The organism is Pseudohongiella sp., assembly GCF_011050365.1.
Taxonomy (GTDB): Bacteria; Pseudomonadota; Gammaproteobacteria; order Pseudomonadales; family Pseudohongiellaceae; genus Pseudohongiella.
On sequence record NZ_DRFV01000006.1, the window covers coordinates 157679 to 175375 of the forward strand.

Below are 17697 nucleotides of genomic sequence, written 5' to 3' on the forward strand. Positions count from 1 at the left end.
GGATAGGCTAGTGTGGCCGACTGAATCGAGTTGCGAAGAGCATTTTCCGCATGATCACTGCATTGGCGTGGGCAAATATTCTGCTGATTTTTGTCTGCCTGGTGCCCCTGTGGCGTAATGAACACTGGTTGGTCCGATCGCTGGACTTTCCGAGGCTGCAATTTTCCGTGGCGTTGGTGATTGTGCTGTTGGCAGACCTGCTGATACTGGACCTGGTGCGCCCGGTAAACTGGATTCTGATCGCCGGCGTGGGTGCCTGCCTGTGTTTTCAGGCATGGTGGATTTTGCCCTATGGCGCCTGGCACAAAAAGGAAGTTGGCGACGCTGCCGCGCCGGATCCCGACAATACGCTGAGCCTGATCACAGCCAATGTATTGACCCCGAATCGCAATGCAGAGGCGCTGATCGCGCTGGTTCGGCAATGCCGGCCCGATATTCTGGTGACGCTGGAATCAGACAGTTGGTGGCAGCAGCGGCTGGACACGCTCGATACCGATTACCCCTATAGCATCAAGTGTCCGCTGGATAATCTCTACGGTATGCATGTCTATTCGCGGTTGCCGCTGATGAATCCGCGCGTCGAGTATCTGGTTGAAGATGATGTTCCGTCCATGTATGCCGATGTCGTGCTGCCTTCCGGACAACGCATTCAGGCTCATTTCCTGCACCCGGCGCCCCCCAGTCCCACTGAAAACGAGACCTCAGGTCCTCGTGACAAGGAGCTCGTGATGGTAGCGCGGTTGGCCAGAGGCGTGGGCGGGCCGCGTCTGGTGACAGGTGACCTGAATGATGTCGCGTGGTCTGAAACCACAAGATTGTTTCGTAAAATCAGTGGTCTGCTCGACCCACGTGTTGGGCGCGGCATGTTCAACAGTTTTCATGCAAAATTCTGGTTCTGCCGCTGGCCGCTGGATCATCTGTTTGTCAGTCACCATTTTACGCTGTCTGGCATTCGGCGCCTGGCACCATACGGCTCCGATCATTTTGCCATTTTTGCCGAGCTTGTGCTGGCACCGGGGAATGGGCAAAAAGGTAATGGCCCGGAAGCTGACAGCGACGACAAAGCATTTGCGCGCGACAAAATTTCATAATCCGTTAAATCTTTATCAGTATCCGGCAGCATGTACCGGTCTGGCGTGATTAAATTGACGTAATCGACAACCAGTGAGATAGAGAAATAACAAGAGAGTCAGGCCCATGTATTATCGTTTTTCCCGCACCCTGCAAGTCGTTGCACTGTTGCTGACTGGCATGTTCGCCGTCAATGCTCATGCCAGCGGCGATTTCGCCTTGCTGGATCAGCATGGCCAGTTTCATCAATTGAGCCGATATGCTGAACACGACGCAGTCGTGATGCTGGTTATTGCGGCTGACGAGCCCACATCATCGCGCGCGATGGCTGCGTTGCAACAGGTTCGTCAACAGCTGACACGGCAAGCGCCGGACGCCCGGGTGCCGTTTTTTCTGCTATATGGCGAAGCGGATCCTGAGCGGGCGGCCGTGCAGGCCATGGCTGAGACGCAGGGGATCGACTTTCCGGTGCTGCTCGATGATGCCCAGATTGTGCTGACTACGTTGGCGGCGCAGCAGCTGGGCGAGGTATTCATCCTGGACCCGGGGTCCCAGGATGTCTTGTTTCGTGGTGCACTGGGTGCATCAGGTGCTGATGGCGAGATGCAGCGTGGACAGGTGCAGCAGGCATTGGCAGATAGCCTCACCGGCAATAGCATTGCCAGCGAAGCCATGACAGCCTCTGGTCCGGACATTGATTACCACTACCGGCGTCAGCTGGAGGCTCAGCCGATCTCATATCAGAACGATATCGCGCCGTTGTTGCAACGCCGGTGCGCGCACTGTCATGTTGAGCAGGGTCTGGCGCCCTGGGCGATGAACCGGCATCTGATGGTGCTGGGCTGGAGCCCGATGATACGTGAAGTGGTCATCACCCGCCGCATGCCACCGGGACAGATCGATGGTTATGTTGGTGACTGGCAGCAGACGCACGAGCTGCCACCGGAGGAGCTGGCCATGTTGATCCACTGGATTGATCAGGGTGCACCTCAGGATGGTGATGTTGATCCGCTCGCTGAGCCGGCCGCCGACCTGGCAAGCTGGCCACTGGGTGAACCCGATCTTGTTGTTGACGTGCCAGAACAGGCATTGCCGGCAACAGGCATTGTCGATTTTTTACTGGAAAGCGCGGAACTTTCACTGTCTGAAAATAGATGGTTGCGCGCAGTGGCGTACGATGTCGGCGACAAAAGTGTGCTGCACAGTCTGATGATATATGCACGCGATAGAGATGCGCCGGTGATCGCAGAGGCAGACCTGATTGATCCCGAAGTCTCGGATTATGTCAGTATTTTTGTCCCCGGTGAGCGCGTTGATGCGTTCCCGGAGGGCTCTGCCTACTTGCTGGAAGCGGGCCGGGAGCTGGCCTTCAAGATCCGATACCTGACCTCCGGGCGCGAGACTGTGGACCGCACGCGGATCGGACTGTATTTTCAGGACGAAGCGCCCGAGATGATTGTTGACAGTATCGTCCTGGCCAATGACACCATCAATATACCTGCCGGTGCTGCCGAACATCGGGAGATGGCGCACAGCGAGCCGCTGGCGACGGATGTTTATCTGACCAGCCTGTCGCCGCACGCGCATGGGCGCGCCAGAAGTACACAGCTGACGGCGATTTATCCTGATGGCGACCGAGAGCTGATTGCCAATGTTGCCAATTACAATTTCAACTGGCAGCTGACCTACCGTTTGCGGCAGCCGTTGCTGCTACCCGCGGGTAGCCGCCTGGAAGCGGAAACAGTCTACGACAATTCGCTGGGTAACCCGCTCAATGCCGACCCGACTGTATCTGTGCAGTGGGGATTGAGCGACCAGGACGAAATGTTCAATCATTACGTGCGTATTTTGCGACCGCGCTGAGCGCGGCCGCCGGCCTGCCATCCGGTGCTGAGGTGCCGGAAGCAGGGCGCACATCCTGTCTGCCTTGTTTACGACATGGTACGGTCTATTTTTAGTGGCCCCCAGGCCTGACAGAGCGGCATCACCTCCATGGCGTTGATATTGACGTGCGGAGGCACGCTGCACACCCAGTGGATGATGTCGGCAATATCCTGCGCTGTCAGCGGCTGGGTTCCGTCATAAACGGTGTCTGCTTTGTCCTTATCCTGCTTGAAGCGTACCAGTGAGAACTCGGTTTCTGCCATTCCTGGCTCGATATTGCTGACCTTGATATTTTTGCCCAGCAAATCAGCACGCAGCTCACGGCTGAACTGTTGCACGAAGGCTTTGGTAGCACCATAGACATTGCCGCCCGGATAGGGCCAGCTACCAGCAGTGGAGCCGACATTGATAATGTGACCGCGATTGCGGGCCACCATGCCGGGCAGCAGCAGACGGGTCATGCGCACCAGGGCTGTGATATTGGTGTTGATCATGGTTTCCCAGTCTTGCATGTCGGCTTCATCGGCGGATGACAGGCCCAGTGCCAGTCCTGCATTGTTGATCAGGATGTCGGGCGCCTGGAATCCCTCAGGTAACGCCGCCAACGTCCGCTGCAGTGCGGCGGCGTCGGTGAGATCGATAGCAACGCAGTGGACGTGCGCGTGACCGGACAGTTCTGCCTTCAACTGTTCAAGACGTTCAACCCGGCGTGCCAGTAAAATCAGGTTGTCTCCGGAGGCTGCAAACTTGCGCGCGCAGGCTTCGCCGAAGCCTGAAGAAGCGCCGGTAATCAATACGGTTCGGGTCATCAATTTTCCTCAATACGGTATTCGGTTTTTACGGATTCAGTAGTCGGAACCAGACTATCGGTCATGTGCAGATCTTGTGCAAGCACCGTAGAGGTCGATCATCGATCCAAAAAAACCGGGGGCATTGTGTCCTTGCAGGAGTCAATGCCCCCGGAAACCGGGTCAGCAGGAAGCAGTGCAGGCCCGGCCGCCCGCCGTCCGTGACAGGCTTCGGACGTCGTCCGTGCGTCCACAGTGGTTATAGATCACCCGCTCGATGTCTGCCTGTTTTTTTTTGCCTGGCGGTCTTGAAAAAAATCGTCGTGGCCATATCAAGGGAAGTAGGGCAGGCGCTCATGAAGAGGCCGGCCCCGGTTGCCCGATCCAATGGATGGGCACAAAACACTAACCCTGAACGTATATTGCTTGATGAGGATATGACTATGAGAAATTTTGATTTTGCCCCTCTGTACCGATCAACTGTCGGCTTTGAACACCTGAGCCAATTGCTGGATTCCATCGCCCAGCGCGATCAGAACCAGCCCAGCTATCCGCCCTATAACATCGAGCGGCTGGATAAAGATGAATACCGAATTACCATGGCTGTTGCCGGATTCAATCAGGATGAATTGAGTATCCAGTCCGAGCAGCAAACCCTCAAGGTTCGCGGTGACAAGGCTGACGACAGTACCGAGCGTCAGTACCTGCACCAGGGCATTGCGGCGCGCAATTTTGAACGTGTCTTCCAGCTGGCGGAGCATGTGAAGGTGGTTAACGCCAATATCGAGAACGGACTGCTGCATATCGAATTGCGCCGGGAAGTACCTGAGACCATGAAGCCAAGGCAGATCCCGATTGGACTGTCTGCAGAAAAGCTGATTGAAGACAAATGATGTTTGCCCGGCAGCTGGTTTATTCAGGCCGGCAGCCGCTTTATGCAGGAAAGTAACTCCGTGACAGAAGGTTAATTCCAAGGCAGCCTGCGGGCTGCCTTTTTTTTGCCTGACTTTTTGCCTTTTTTAGCCTGGCTTTTCGCCGGACAAAGGTGTCCGCGGCATCAGGGTTGTATCCGGCACTGCGACAATCGGTCGCAGTTGCGCGGGCTCTAATGCCAACCGCTTTCGGTTACACTAAACACTGCTTTTAAACTTCTTTTTTAGTGAGAGTTATGGTGCGATCTATCCTGTACAGCCCGTTTTCACGTTATTCAATGCTTGCCGGTCTGGCGCTGTTGATGCTGGGCCATGCCGGGCCCGGCAGGGCAGATGAAGGTTGTGTCGACACAGAAACGATATCTGTGCACTGTGGCCAGACTCCCAGCGCGCACTATACCAGTGATGGTCGTCTGTGGGTGGTCTTCGAGCAGTATCAGCATGCTTATGTCGCCCACTCCGACGACCATGGTGATAGTTATTCACCGCCAGTCAGGGTAAATGGCAGTGCGGAGAACATTGAAACCAACGGCGAGAATCGGCCGAAGATCCTGGTCGACCAGGATCTTGTATATGTCTCCTGGACACAGAAAACCGAGGGCCAGCATACCGGCGATATCCGCTTTTCCCGTTCCACGGATGGCGGACAGAGTTTTGCGCCGGTGCGCACCATCAATGACGATGGTTTGCTGACCAGTCACCGCTTCGACAGCCTGTTTCTGGCCTCCTCTGGACATCTCTATCTGACCTGGCTCGACAAGCGTGAACTGGAGTACGCCGCGCAGCGGGGGCAAGAGTATACCGGCAGTGGCGTGTTTTACGCGGTATCGGATGATCAGGGGCAAACATTTACGGCCAATCGCAAGGTTGCCGATCATAGTTGCGAATGCTGTCGTATAGCGGTGGCGCCCTATGGCGACGACGGCGTGGCGCTGATGTGGCGTCATGTGTTCGATGGCACGACCCGCGACCATGCCATCGCTGCGGTGGGCCCGGAGGGCGTTCTAACCGGGTTCAGCCGCGCGACCGTGGATGAGTGGCAGATTGATGCCTGTCCGCATCATGGCCCCGATATGGCCCTGAGCACCACGGCCCCGGGTGACGATGTTTATCACATGACCTGGTTCAGTGCGGGCGATCGTCACAAAGGGATTTATTATGGCCGCCATGAACTGACATCGGGTGCAACCACCCTGGTGCGTCAGATCGATGGCAACGCCGGCGCCAGTCATCCACAGATTGCTGAATGGCAGGGCGTGCAGCATCTGGTCTGGAAGCGCTTTGATGGTGCCGCTACGCAGCTGTTGTGGATCTATTCGCGAGATGACGGCGCCAACTGGAGCGAACCACAGGTGCTGGCGTCGACCACCAATGCCTCCGATCATCCGCTGTTAATAAGGGGTCCGGACAGTCTGCGCCTGGGCTGGCACAGCCGCAACGAAGGCTATCGGCTCATGATGCTGCCCGAGCCGGGGCTGGATATCATTCCTTTCACGGCCGACAGTTTTGCGCGAGTCAAAGCCGGGCGGGCGGGACAGCCCTTCGTATTAGCGCTGTGGTCAGTGGATTGCCCGCCATGCATGGTTGAGCTTGATCTGCTCGGACGTATGCGTGAACAGCATCCGGATTTGCCGCTGGTACTGATATCTGTGGATGACATTGCCCTGCAGGCAGATGCCGAAGACTTTCTGCTCGACTACGGGCTGGCAGACATGACCTCGTGGATGTTTGCCGACGATTATGCTGCACCTCTGCGCTACAGCATTGATCCGCAATGGTTTGGTGAGTTGCCGCGTAGCTATCACTTTGATGCACAACACCAGTCCCGGGCCCACAGTGGCATCATGACCGAGGCGCAATTGCGCACCTGGCTGGAATTGTAGGCGATTCAACAGCCGATGCTAAGCAGCGGATTACAAAAGAGTCTTTGACGAACCGTGCCTGTTTGTACTTTAATCAGTGCCTGTTATAAAGCACAGACAGGAATGCGATATGAAAGCTGTAGGATACACAGACGGACCCCTGTTCGATTTCGACGCCCCAACACCCGTGCCCGGTCCCCGTGATCTCCTGGTCGAGGTCAGTGCCATTGCCGTAAATCCCGTTGACACCAAAATCCGTGGACGCGTCAAACCGGAGGACGGCACGCCAAAGGTACTGGGCTGGGACGCGGTGGGCCGGGTGACTGCTGTTGGCGCCCAGGTCAAATCGTTTAAGGTCGGCGATCGTATCTGGTATGCCGGTGACGTCAGTCGCGGTGGTTGTAACGCTCAGTTGCAGTGTGTTGATGAGCGCATTGCTGCTCTGGCTCCCACGTCGCTGAGTGATGCGGAAGCGGCAGCATTGCCGTTGACCACCATTACGGCCTGGGAAATGTTGTTTGACCGGTTGCAGATACCGGGTGGTGACGAAGGTGCCGGCCGGGTATTGCTGATTGTCGGTGCCAGCGGTGGTGTCGGTTCGATGCTGGTGCAGCTTGCCCGCCAGTTGACCCGTGCTACGGTTATCGCTACCGCGTCACGTCCGCAGAGCAAGGCCTGGGTAGAGCAACTGGGCGCCCATCATGTGCTGGACCACAGTCAATCATTGCAGGCACAGCTCGCGGGCACCGGTCTCGCTGACATAACCGATGCTGCCTGCGTTAACCGCACTGGTCAACACTATGCGGATATTGTCGCCATGATGCGCCCGCAGGGCCGCATTTGCCTGATTGATGACCCCATTGAGCCGCTGGATATCAAGCTGATGAAGCAGAAAAGCCTGTCTCTGCACTGGGAGTTCATGTTCACACGACCGCTGTTTTCCACCGCAGACATGAGCGCTCAGCATGCGCTGTTATCAGAGGTTGCGCAATTGATCGACAAGGGTTTGCTGCGAACCACACTGGGCGAGCATTTTGGCGTTGTCAATGCCGCCAATCTGGAACGCGCCCACGACGCGATGAAAACTGAACATACCATCGGTAAGGTTGTCCTTGAGGGGTTTGACGCCTGACAACTGCCTGTCTGACAATTTCTTTACTGTTCCCGGAGCCTACATGTCCCGATTGCCACCTGTATTAGAGAATCTGCCATTTCCCGTTGTCGGATCACCGCTGTTTATCATCAGCAACCCGAAGCTGGTCATTGCCCAGTGTATTGCCGGCGTGGTCGGTTCCATGCCGGCGCTGAATGCACGCCCGGCAGAGCAGCTGGAGGACTGGCTGGCAGAAATTACCGAAACGCTGGATGCTTATAACAAAGCCAACCCGGACAAGCCCGCAGCGCCGTTTGCCATCAATCAGATTGTGCATCGCAGCAATGACCGCCTGGATCATGATATGGCGCTGTGTGAAAAGTACAAAGTGCCTATCATCATCACCAGCCTGGGTGCGCGTGAGGACGTCAACAAGGCGGTACAGGCCTGGGGCGGCATTGTGCTGCATGATGTTATCAATAACGTGTTTGCTCACAAGGCCATCGACAAGGGGGCTGACGGCCTTATTTGTGTGGCAGCAGGCGCCGGTGGGCATGCCAGCGTCAAAAGCCCGTTTGCCATGGTGCAGGAGATCCGCGAATGGTTTGACGGACCTTTGCTGCTGGCCGGCTCCATTGCCACCGGCAATGCCATTCTGGCGGCGCAGGCCATGGGGGCAGACATGGCCTATATCGGTTCGCCGTTTATCGCCACGGATGAAGCCCGGGCGGTGGACGGTTACAAAAACATGATCGTAGAGAGCAATTCAGACGATATTGTGTACAGCAATTTCTACACGGGTATCCATGGCAACTATCTGAAGGGCAGTATCCGTAACGCCGGCATGGACCCCGATAATTTACCTGAATCTGACCCCAGCAAAATGAACTTTGGTGACGGTGGCGAAAAACGTGCGTGGCGTGATATCTGGGGCTGCGGCCAGGGTATCGGCGCCATTCGTGAGGTTGTGCCAACGGCAACCCTGGTCGCGCGCCTGAGGCGTGAATATGACGAAGCCAAAAGTCGCCTGTGTCAGTAACGACGTGTCCGGAGTAATCAGATGACGGCGGCGGTTCGATTCTTTTGGCTCTTTGTGGCGCTGATGTTGCCACTGAGCTTTTATCTTCTGGTTGATGCAACGCAGTGGGCTGTGGCACCGGTTAGTCTGGCACAACAACCCTGGCCACTGTTGCTGTTCCTTGTTGTTGTAGTATTTACTGCCACCGGTCTGTATGACCTGTTTATTGCTGACAGCAATCTACGTAAAAACTATCCGGTATTCGCCAATATCCGTTTCATGCTGGAGGGCATTCGTCCGGAGATCCGTCAGTATTTTATAGCAGACAACCTGGAGGAAGCGCCGTTTAACCGGGAAACCCGGGATCTGATTTATCGCCGCGCCAAGCAGCTTGATGATACCTTGCCGTTTGGCACGGAACGGGACATTCTTGCCCAAGGTTACCTCTGTATTTTCCACTCCATCAATGCCAGGCACATCAATCCCGAGCATGTCCGGGTCACGATTGGTGGTCCGGCGTGTCGCCAACCATACAGTTCAGCTTTGCTGAATGTTTCCGGTATGAGCTTTGGTGCGCTCAGCAACAATGCCATCAGCGCGCTCAACAAGGGCGCAAAGCTGGGAGGTTTTTCCCATAACACCGGGGAGGGTGGTATCAGTCCTTACCATTTGACGTATGGCGGTGATCTGGTCTGGCAGATTGGCACTGGCTATTTTGGTTGCCGGCATGCTGACGGGAGTTTCAGTGACGAGGCATTTCGCCGGACGGCCGCCAACGAAGTCGTCAAGATGATCGAGATAAAGTTGTCCCAGGGTGCCAAGCCATCTCATGGTGGCGTGCTGCCAGGGGCCAAGGTGAGTCCGGAAATTGCCGCGATCCGGTTGGTGGAGGTTGGCGAAACCGTGTATTCACCGGCGTCACATCCTGAATTTGATACCCCGCGCGGATTGCTTGAGTTTGTGCAGCGCCTGCGCGACCTGAGCGATGGCAAACCTGTCGGATTCAAGCTGTGTATTGGCAAGAAATCCGAGTTTATGGCGATAGTCAAAGCCATGGTTGAAACCGGTATATTGCCAGATTTTATCAATATCGATGGGGCAGAGGGGGGCACTGGTGCCGCGCCGATGGAATTTTCCAACCGGCTGGGTATGCCGGCGCTGGAGGCTACCTACTTTGTAGAGCAGGTGCTGAAAGGCGCCGGATTGCGGCAAGATATAAAATTGATTGCAGCAGGTAAGACCGCCAGTGGTTTTGATATCCTGGCCAAAGTGGCGTTGGGGGCAGATGTTGTTAATTCCGGGCGGGCTATGATGCTTGCGCTGGGGTGTATTCAGTCCAAGTCCTGCAACACCAATAAATGCCCTACCGGGGTGGCAACGCAGGATCCCTCACGCGCCAAGGCGGTCAACGTGGCGCTGCGTGCTGTGCGCGTGAGGAATTATCAGGCGGGTACGGTATCCGCCTTCCTGGAGTTGTGCGGTGCCCTGGGTTACGAATATCCGGGACAGTTGAAACCGTCGGACCTGCATCAACGCACGGAAAAGGGACTTCGTCACTTTGATCAGATATACACGCCGTTGTCACATGAACAGTTGATTGTGGGCCGTGTTCCTGAAGCCTATGAGGACGACTGGCACAAGGCTCGCGCTGATCGGTTTTGACATCCATGATGCGCTTGTGATTTGTCATGTCAAAAAAAGTCACAAATAAAGCTTCCGGTAGAAAACAGGCCTGTCTGCGAATTACCGAAAATCGCTCCAGGCCTTTTGTGTAAAGGCTCAATTGCAACAGCGCAACACAATGAAATGATTTAAACGTGCATGAACCCTGCAGTAACTACAGTTCCCCGTCCCCCTCATGTGATTTCCAAACTTCCCTGCTTGCCAGATAAGTCTTAGAATCTCGCCGCGCCGGATATACAACAGCGCCGGATCGCATTATTTGCCAGCAAAGACATACTGGGGAGAACCGATGTCAACTATCTATAATAATTTCAAGCGCAGCAAAAAAGGTGCCTTTTCTAACCTTATTTCTGCATGTATTGCTTCGTCACTTGTGCTGCCTGTTCTGGCAGTTGCACAGTCAGACGCACCGGAACTTGAGGAAGTTGTGGTAACTGGCTCTTATATTAGAAACAGTGCTTTTGCAGGCGCCTCGCCTGTGGATACAGTGAGCCAGGCAGATCTTCTGGAGTCAGGTGCACCTGCAATGGGACAATATATCCGGGACCTGCCATACACCCAAAATACGGATGTTGTTGCCAATGTCAATTCAACTCAGAACGGTCAGCAGGATTCCAATGCTGCCCGGTTCAATCTGCGTGGTCTTGGCGTTAACAGCACCCTGACGCTGGTTGACGGCACCCGCTCGGTCAATGACGGTGCCGTAGCATCGCTGTTACCTGACATTGCGATGAGCCGTCTGGAGGTTGTACTGGATGGCGGTTCAGCCCTGTATGGCTCGGATGCAGTGGCCGGGGTGGTTAACCTGATCCCGATGAAAGAGTTCGACGGGGTACGTGTGCGTGCCTACTACCAGCAGGATCAGGATCGCACATTTGAGGAGCCAAAACTGGCCATGCTGTTCGGTCGCTCTTTTGATAACAATATCAACTGGGTTGCCGCGCTTGAGGCGTCCAAGAAATCATCTGTGCTGCGCCACGAGCGTCCGCGATATCTGGATTTTGACATCTCCGAATCGTCCTCGGGTAACCCGGGCGTTTTCCAGCGCGCTGCGGGCGGTATCGGTGATGGTGGTACCGGCGGCCTGTTACGTGATCCGGCCTGCGGCACTTACAACGAAGGCTTCGAAGACAAAACTGTCTCCGGTGCTTATCCCAGTGGTCAGCCCCTGGGTTCGACAACCTGTCTGTTCCACTACGGGCCACAGCACGATTATGCCCGTGGCAATGTCGACTATACTTTCTTCAACAACCTGACCTGGGATGCCAGCGACTGGTTGCAGTTTGAGTTGCAGTCCAGCTACAACTACCGTGAATCGCGCTACAACACATCGTCGAGCCTGTCACAAAGCACCAATAACCAGTTCGCCCTGCTGGTGCCGGGTGATCATCCGGCTAACCCTTTTGGCTTTGATGTGGTGCCGCGCAACTGGCGTCCGTTTACCGGTACCCAGGCGACTCAGCCTTCTTTCCTGGAAGATGATGGTCGTGAAGTGCAGGATTACCGCTACTACACCAACAGCAATAAACTCAGTGCCCGTTACGATATGACGGACACCTGGACGGGCTACACCTATTACACCATTCAGGAAACACGTCGCAGTGTGGAAACCCGTACGCTGCTGCTGCCTAGATTGCAGGCCGCGCTGGCAGGCGAGGGTGGTGTCGACGGTAACGGCTGGTTCAACCCCTTCGGTTCGGCCGATCCGCGTTCACCCGATTATGTTGAAGGCGTGACCAGCAACAGCCAGGCGCTGGTTGACTGGATGTATGACGAGCGTAATCAGCGCGAGGTCAGCCGCAACAACCTCGAGATTTTCGAGACTATGGCGACCGGTGAAGTCTTCCAGACCCCGTGGGGAGCTGCGCAGATGGCAGCCGGCTATCAGCGTCGTGAGGCCCGGGTGCGTGAGCGTCCGAACCCCTTTTCTGTCATTGGCCAGAACTACAACAGCTCCATTACTGAAGCGCCGCCAGTAGCAACGGACTATGACGATCGCGTAAACGCGTACTTTGTTGAGTTCGAAACCCCGCTTTACGAAACTGTCAGCCTGCAGCTTGCTGCGCGCCATGAGTCGTTTGTGGATCAGAATCTGAATACCACCACGCCCAAGGTCGCACTGCGCTGGGAAGTATTGCCGGAACTGGCATTGCGAGCGTCATGGGGCGAAAGTTTCCTGGCTCCGGCACCGGGTGCTGACCGTCCTTTCAACCCCAATGAGGGCTGTGGTGAAGTATTCTCAGGCAATGATCCGGTTACCGGTGGTACGCTTGCGGGTGCTACCAGCTGTGCCTCGGGCAACCCAGACATACGTCCTGAAACCTCCGAGATCCGTAACCTGGGTCTGACCTGGGAGCCGCTGAATGAGTTGAGCCTGAGCCTTGACTATCAGCGTATCGACTATGAGGACCGAATCCGCGACCTGAGTACAGTGGATGCGGTGCAGTTGCAATTTGCGGAACTGTTGTCTGCCATTGGTTCAACCCCGGCGGCGTATGATTCGACACCTGGCTCTGCAACCCGCCAGGCCGCCAATGCCTGGCTGGCAACTCAGCAGGGGCAGTTGACTGGACCGGGCGTGCAGCGCAACCCGGACAATCAGCAGGTGGTGAAAACCATCCGTAACTCAGCCAATATCGCAGAGGTCATGATTGATCTGGTGGATGCCAAGGCTCGTTACTCGATTCCCACCAATGATCTGGGCACCTTTGTAACCACCTTGGGTGCATCATACTTCCTGAAGTATGAGTACACCGACCTGTTTGGTGTGGTTCGCGACGCCCGTGGTCGCCAGAACGGCGACAGTGGTATCGTGCCGCCCATGCCAAAAATGAAAGCGAACTTGCGCCTGAACTGGTTCAAAGACAATCACAGTGCCTCAATGTCTGCTAACTATCAGCACAATGTGACTACCGACGGTTCGTTCTTTGCGTACACGACAGGTTACAAGGCTGCGCGTACCATTGATGCGCAGACACTGGTCAATACGCAGTATTCGTATATCTTTGATGATGTATACGACAGCGAGCTGACATTGAGTCTGGGTATTACCAACCTGTTCGATCAGCGCGCTCAGCGTTTGCCGCAACTGGGTGGCTTTGAAAGCCGCTTGCAGACGCCTTGGGGTCGGCAGTTCTGGCTAAGCCTGGATTGGCAGCCGTTCTAAGGAAGTGTCGCCATTGCAGGGTACTCAGTTACCCTGCAATGGTCTGTTAAAACCAGGGGCAACCTTTGCCTCAAAGTACGTACATCACTATCCAGTCAGCAATCAATGCTGGTTTGTCTTCCCCTTCAATCTCTATACTGACCGCGTGTCGCATCAGCACTTCCTGTGGGGATCTTTCCTGCGCGCTAAGCAAAGTGAAGCGGCCGCGAATACGTTTGCCAATCCGGATCGGATTGAGGAAGCGAACGCGATCCAGTCCATAGATGATGGACTGCCTGGTGCCCAGTATCTTCAGAGACCCCTGGGAGGCAAAAGTAGGTACCAGTGCCATGGTCAGCATGCCATGAGCGATAGTGCCATCGTAGCAGGTCTCTCGCGCTGAACGTTCCCTGTCGATGTGGATAAACTGGAAGTCACCGGTGGCTTCGGCGAAACGATTGACACGCTTCTGGGTGACCTGGAACCATTTTGTTACGCCCACTTCTTTACCGATACTGAACTGCGCTGCTTCCAGGGTTACCCGCAAGGGCAGGATTTTGTCATCCTGAGTCAGGCAGGTTGTTTTTACATAATTGCGTAACTGTGATGCAGGCGTGATCGTTGCTGAATCGTTCAGATAATTACGCAGGTCCTGCAAATAATCCTGTTGTGGCATGGTCATGGTGGTTTCATTGTTATTGGTTTTATAGGGTGACGTCCGTAACAACAGTCACACTTGAGTGACATGTTGCCAATTTTCGTCAACATTCGGAAATTATGGGGTAGAAAACCGATGACTGCAATACGGCGTGGAGACTTTCGACAGAGCAAATGTTCGTGCTCAAAATCGGGCACAAATACGCACCAGGAGTGTGCAGCGATGTGTATTTCCGGGGGTGTCAGGGTTGCCAGCGGATGAGGTAACTGCTCATCCGCCGGCGGGGGAAAGAGACGGGATTAACGGCCCAGCGTGTTGATATAACTGACGATGTCTTTCATCGCGGTCTGGTCAGGAATACCCTGAGACATCATGCCCATTTGAGTACCGTAACGGTCCTGGGCATCGTAGCCACGATAGCCTTCCTTGAAATTGACCAGTTGGTTCATCAGGTACCAGTCGTTCTGCCCGGCCAGTGCCGGTGCATTCATGGCTTCGTTGCCTTTACCATCAGTGCCGTGACAGGACGCGCAGATTTGATACAGTTGTTGACCACGTGCCGCGTCGCCATCGGTGATGGTGATTGGAGCCGGCTCATATTCCCAGGTGCCTGCCCACTCAATAATGTCGGTAATGCTGTCGTCGCTCAGGATTGCTGCCATGGGTTGCATTTCCTGACCGGGAATATCTTCAGGGTGCGTGCCGCGCAGTCCATCACGGAATAATTCGAGTTGTCGCTTGAGGTACCAGGGTTCCATGCCCGCCAGTCGCGGTGCGTCAATACCCTGATTGCCCTGTCCGTCAGTGCCGTGACAGGTCAGACAGAATCGGTCACTGACTTCTACGCCGTCTACGGTTGCGGCCTGAGCGCCGAGGCTCATCACGGTTCCCAGCGCCAGACTAAACCAGAATCCTGCTTTTTGCTTGTTCATAGTTTTTATCTCTCGTTAAAAAAGGGACGGGGCGAACCCCGTCCCTCTGATTTACCACCCTCTAACGATTGTTAGAAGTTTACCTGCACACGTGAGTACACAAAACGACCATTCGGGCTGAAAGCACCGCCGGTAATGTACTTGTTGCTGGTAGTGCTGCTGAAGTCTACCGGACGCACTTGTTCCGGCATGGTGTTGAACACGTTATCAGCACCCAGGATAAAGGTGTAGCGATCGCCATACATGTAAGCGACTTCAGCACCAAATATCGTTTTTGCGCCTACATCATAGTCGCGGCTGGGGTCTGCACTGCTCGGCACTGACAGGTACTCACCGTAGTAGTTGGCCTGCAGTGTGAAACGCCAGTCGGAGACGTTGTGGTTGGCGCGGAAGTTCATACGGTCAGAAGGAATGCCGTCTTCCAGATCCGCGATGTTGGCGCGGGTCAGGATGCCAGGCGTGAACTCTTTCAACTCCTGCGTGGTGTAGGCGTAAGAGGCAGAGAAGTCGGTGGTGCCCATCTCCTGCCAGTCCATTGACCAGGAACCAACAATTTCCACACCTTCGTTGGTGGTGCTCATGTCGTTGGTGTAGTAGTTGAACGACACGATGCTACGTGCACCAGAGATACCCGAGTCTTCCAGTTCCTGGGCGATAGCCGGTGTAATGTCGAAGGTAGCCGAGTTCAGGATGCGGTCATCGATATCAATCTTGTAATAGTCGATAGACAGATCCAGGCCGCCGATTTCAGCCGTCCAGCCGATGCTGAAGTTGGTGGCGTCTTCTGGCGCCAGTTCTTCACCGCCGAAGCGCTGTGCAATCGGGTTGGTGGGTGGAATCTGACCCTGTGTCACCGGGATGGAATCGACAACACCGGTTGAGATGTTGGAGATGTTAGCCTGGCCTGGCGACGGGGCACGGAAACCGGTGCTGACCGTACTACGAATATTCATGGTATCAGTCAGGCGGTAGCGGGCACTCAACTTGCCATTGGTGGTGTCACCAAAGGTGTTGTAGAAGTCCTCGTAACGCAGGGCAGCACCCAGCAACAGGCGCTCGGTAACGTCTACTTCGAGGTCGACGTAGAAGCCCCAGTTTTTGCGATCCCAGCTACCCTGCTGGTCCAGACCGAAGCCCTGGAAACCGTCAGAACCAACGCCAAAGCCCTGGCTTGCATACGGCCCGATGCGGAATGAATCCTGATCTTCCGAGCGTACCTTGAAGATCTCGCGACGCCATTCAATACCGTAGGCCACGTTCAGGTCAGAGTACATGCCTACGTCGAAGCCTTTAACCAGGTCGACGTTGAAGTTGTTTTCGATGGTGGTGTAGATACCCGGTTCGAAATAGCTGGGTGACTCCGGACCCATGGATGGGTTGGTGGTGTTGTCCAGGAAGTAAGTGATTTCCGAGAAACCATTGCCGATGCTGACATCGTAACTGGTGCCATCGTCAAACTCGCCACGGATACCGGTCACGTTGGACATGTCGGTATTGCTGCCGCCGAACAAAGGCGTGTAACCGCCCGGATAGCGTTCGGTAAAGGAGAAACAGTTCGGGTTGGCAAGGCTTGCATCGCGCGCAGCCAGTGAACTGGTCACGCCTGTCTGCGGATTAACACCGGTCGGGATGATAGGGCAGCCGACACCGTCGTTAGGCGTCAGGTCTGCGAACAACTGTCGGCGTGGGCTGCCAGTTGTGAAGACACCGCCGCGGTTTTCCGGGTTACGGAAGAAGAAACCCAGCTCGACGTCTTTTTCAGAGTAACCGCTGAATGAGTACAGTTCCTGATCCGTGCTCAATTGCAGACCGGCATTCAGGAAGAAGTTCATCATTTCAGTGTCGGGCAGACCCTGGTACTGCGCATTGACACGCACTGCGTTATTGCCGGCGTCAATCAGAGCCTGGGCATCGCCACGCTGGATCGAGCGGTCGCTGCGGCGCTGGTCAGTCTTGTCAAAGCTGATGCTGGCAAAACCGTTGTCGCCCAGCTGGAAGCCAACGTTACCGGCGAAGTAGTTCAGCATACCGTCGTCAGTTTCGCTCAGACGGCCATGTTTGGCTTCGAAGGTCGCGCCTTCGGAGTTTTCTTTCAGGATAAAGTTGATAACACCGGCGATGGCATCAGAGCCGTACTGGGCTGATGCACCGTCACGCAGCACTTCAACCTGACGCAGCGCGATGGGTGGAATCTGGGCAACGTCCGGGAAGTGCGTACCGTTGCGGCCAAACTGGATGGCAGCCGAGCGGTGACGGCGTTTACCGTTGATCAGTACCAGGGTGTTGTCCGCTGGCAGGCCACGCAGAGTCGCAGGGCGTACCAGTGAGTTGGAGTCGTTAATGTCCTGAACGTCGACGTTAAACGTCGGGATCAGGTTACGCAGCAGGTCGTTCATGTCCGATGTACCCTGGTCCTGGAAATCCTGGGCCGAGAATACGTCGATAGGAGCAGCAGATTCGAGGGCAGTTCGTGGGGCGCCCCGGGAACCGGTCACTACTACTTCTTCAAGTTCCGGTGCAGCTTCCTGAGCAAATGCTGACGGTGCGCCAACAACAGCCATGGAACCAAGCAACACCAACGTGGAGGAGAGTGTGCAGAGTTTTGGAGACTTATTCATTTAATTTTCCTTC

At 55.3% G+C, this 17697-nt stretch carries 12 protein-coding genes; 8 read left to right on the top strand and 4 right to left on the bottom strand.

Going from position 1 to position 17697, the window contains the following annotated elements:
* Positions 1–50 precede the first annotated feature (50 nt).
* Together ENH71_RS04880 and ENH71_RS04885 are read left to right on the top strand one after the other, a co-directional pair.
* Positions 51–1091 carry an endonuclease/exonuclease/phosphatase family protein gene (locus tag ENH71_RS04880; RefSeq protein WP_294132433.1) on the top strand — a complete coding sequence of 347 codons (1041 nt, stop codon included), beginning with the start codon at positions 51–53 and terminating at the stop codon, positions 1089–1091.
* Between the two features lie 106 nt (positions 1092–1197).
* On the top strand, positions 1198–2934 hold the full coding sequence (locus ENH71_RS04885; protein WP_294132436.1) for a thioredoxin domain-containing protein: 1737 nt from the start codon (positions 1198–1200) through the stop codon (positions 2932–2934).
* A gap of 68 nt (positions 2935–3002) precedes the next feature.
* Here ENH71_RS04885 and ENH71_RS04890 read toward each other — a convergent pair whose 3' ends face one another.
* Complete coding sequence (locus ENH71_RS04890) at positions 3003–3764, bottom strand: SDR family oxidoreductase (RefSeq protein WP_294132438.1); 762 nt, start codon at positions 3762–3764, stop codon at positions 3003–3005.
* Positions 3765–4186: 422 nt separating this feature from the next.
* Here ENH71_RS04890 and ENH71_RS04895 point away from each other — a divergent pair, with 422 nt between their 5' ends.
* The 6 genes from ENH71_RS04895 to ENH71_RS04920 all read left to right on the top strand — a co-directional run bounded on the left by ENH71_RS04895 (position 4187) and on the right by ENH71_RS04920 (position 13497).
* Positions 4187–4636, top strand: a complete 450-nt coding sequence (locus ENH71_RS04895) for an Hsp20 family protein (protein WP_294132441.1) — start codon at positions 4187–4189, stop codon at positions 4634–4636.
* A 275-nt stretch (positions 4637–4911) separates the two neighbouring features.
* The gene (locus ENH71_RS04900) at positions 4912–6558 is read left to right on the top strand and encodes an exo-alpha-sialidase (protein WP_294132444.1); all 1647 of its coding nucleotides are present in this window, start codon (positions 4912–4914) and stop codon (positions 6556–6558) included.
* Between the two features lie 109 nt (positions 6559–6667).
* On the top strand, positions 6668–7669 hold the full coding sequence (locus ENH71_RS04905; RefSeq protein WP_294132446.1) for a zinc-binding alcohol dehydrogenase family protein: 1002 nt from the start codon (positions 6668–6670) through the stop codon (positions 7667–7669).
* Positions 7670–7712: 43 nt separating this feature from the next.
* The gene (locus ENH71_RS04910; protein ID WP_294132447.1) at positions 7713–8669 is read left to right on the top strand and encodes an NAD(P)H-dependent flavin oxidoreductase; all 957 of its coding nucleotides are present in this window, start codon (positions 7713–7715) and stop codon (positions 8667–8669) included.
* Positions 8670–8690: 21 nt separating this feature from the next.
* Complete coding sequence (locus tag ENH71_RS04915; RefSeq protein WP_294132448.1) at positions 8691–10310, top strand: FMN-binding glutamate synthase family protein; 1620 nt, start codon at positions 8691–8693, stop codon at positions 10308–10310.
* Between the two features lie 499 nt (positions 10311–10809).
* Positions 10810–13497 (top strand): TonB-dependent receptor domain-containing protein, encoded by a 2688-nt coding sequence (locus ENH71_RS04920; protein WP_294132451.1) that lies wholly within the window; start codon positions 10810–10812, stop codon positions 13495–13497.
* A gap of 70 nt (positions 13498–13567) precedes the next feature.
* On the opposite strand, the gene ENH71_RS04925 is transcribed toward ENH71_RS04920, so the two are convergent.
* From ENH71_RS04925 to ENH71_RS04935, 3 genes are all read right to left on the bottom strand, one after another.
* Positions 13568–14203: a MaoC family dehydratase gene (locus ENH71_RS04925; RefSeq protein WP_294137544.1), complete on the bottom strand. Its 636-nt coding sequence runs from the start codon at positions 14201–14203 to the stop codon at positions 13568–13570.
* Positions 14204–14433: 230 nt separating this feature from the next.
* Positions 14434–15066, bottom strand: coding sequence for a c-type cytochrome (locus ENH71_RS04930; protein ID WP_294132456.1), 633 nt, complete (start codon positions 15064–15066; stop codon positions 14434–14436).
* A gap of 71 nt (positions 15067–15137) precedes the next feature.
* Entirely contained in the window at positions 15138–17684 is a 2547-nt protein-coding gene (locus ENH71_RS04935) for a TonB-dependent receptor plug domain-containing protein (RefSeq protein WP_294132459.1), read from the bottom strand.
* Positions 17685–17697: the final 13 nt, after the last annotated feature.

What these genes read in the sequence shown, in the direction of transcription:
- ENH71_RS04930 (WP_294132456.1), bottom strand. Translation starts at nt 15,066, where the DNA reads ATGAACAAGCAAAAAGCAGGATTCTGGTTTAGTCTGGCGCTGGGAACC.
- ENH71_RS04915 (WP_294132448.1), top strand. Translation starts at nt 8,691, where the DNA reads ATGACGGCGGCGGTTCGATTCTTTTGGCTCTTTGTGGCGCTGATGTTG.
- ENH71_RS04880 (WP_294132433.1), top strand. Translation starts at nt 51, where the DNA reads ATGATCACTGCATTGGCGTGGGCAAATATTCTGCTGATTTTTGTCTGC.
- ENH71_RS04890 (WP_294132438.1), bottom strand. Translation starts at nt 3,764, where the DNA reads ATGACCCGAACCGTATTGATTACCGGCGCTTCTTCAGGCTTCGGCGAA.
- ENH71_RS04885 (WP_294132436.1), top strand. Translation starts at nt 1,198, where the DNA reads ATGTATTATCGTTTTTCCCGCACCCTGCAAGTCGTTGCACTGTTGCTG.
- ENH71_RS04895 (WP_294132441.1), top strand. Translation starts at nt 4,187, where the DNA reads ATGAGAAATTTTGATTTTGCCCCTCTGTACCGATCAACTGTCGGCTTT.
- ENH71_RS04900 (WP_294132444.1), top strand. Translation starts at nt 4,912, where the DNA reads ATGGTGCGATCTATCCTGTACAGCCCGTTTTCACGTTATTCAATGCTT.
- ENH71_RS04935 (WP_294132459.1), bottom strand. Translation starts at nt 17,684, where the DNA reads ATGAATAAGTCTCCAAAACTCTGCACACTCTCCTCCACGTTGGTGTTG.
- ENH71_RS04905 (WP_294132446.1), top strand. Translation starts at nt 6,668, where the DNA reads ATGAAAGCTGTAGGATACACAGACGGACCCCTGTTCGATTTCGACGCC.
- ENH71_RS04910 (WP_294132447.1), top strand. Translation starts at nt 7,713, where the DNA reads ATGTCCCGATTGCCACCTGTATTAGAGAATCTGCCATTTCCCGTTGTC.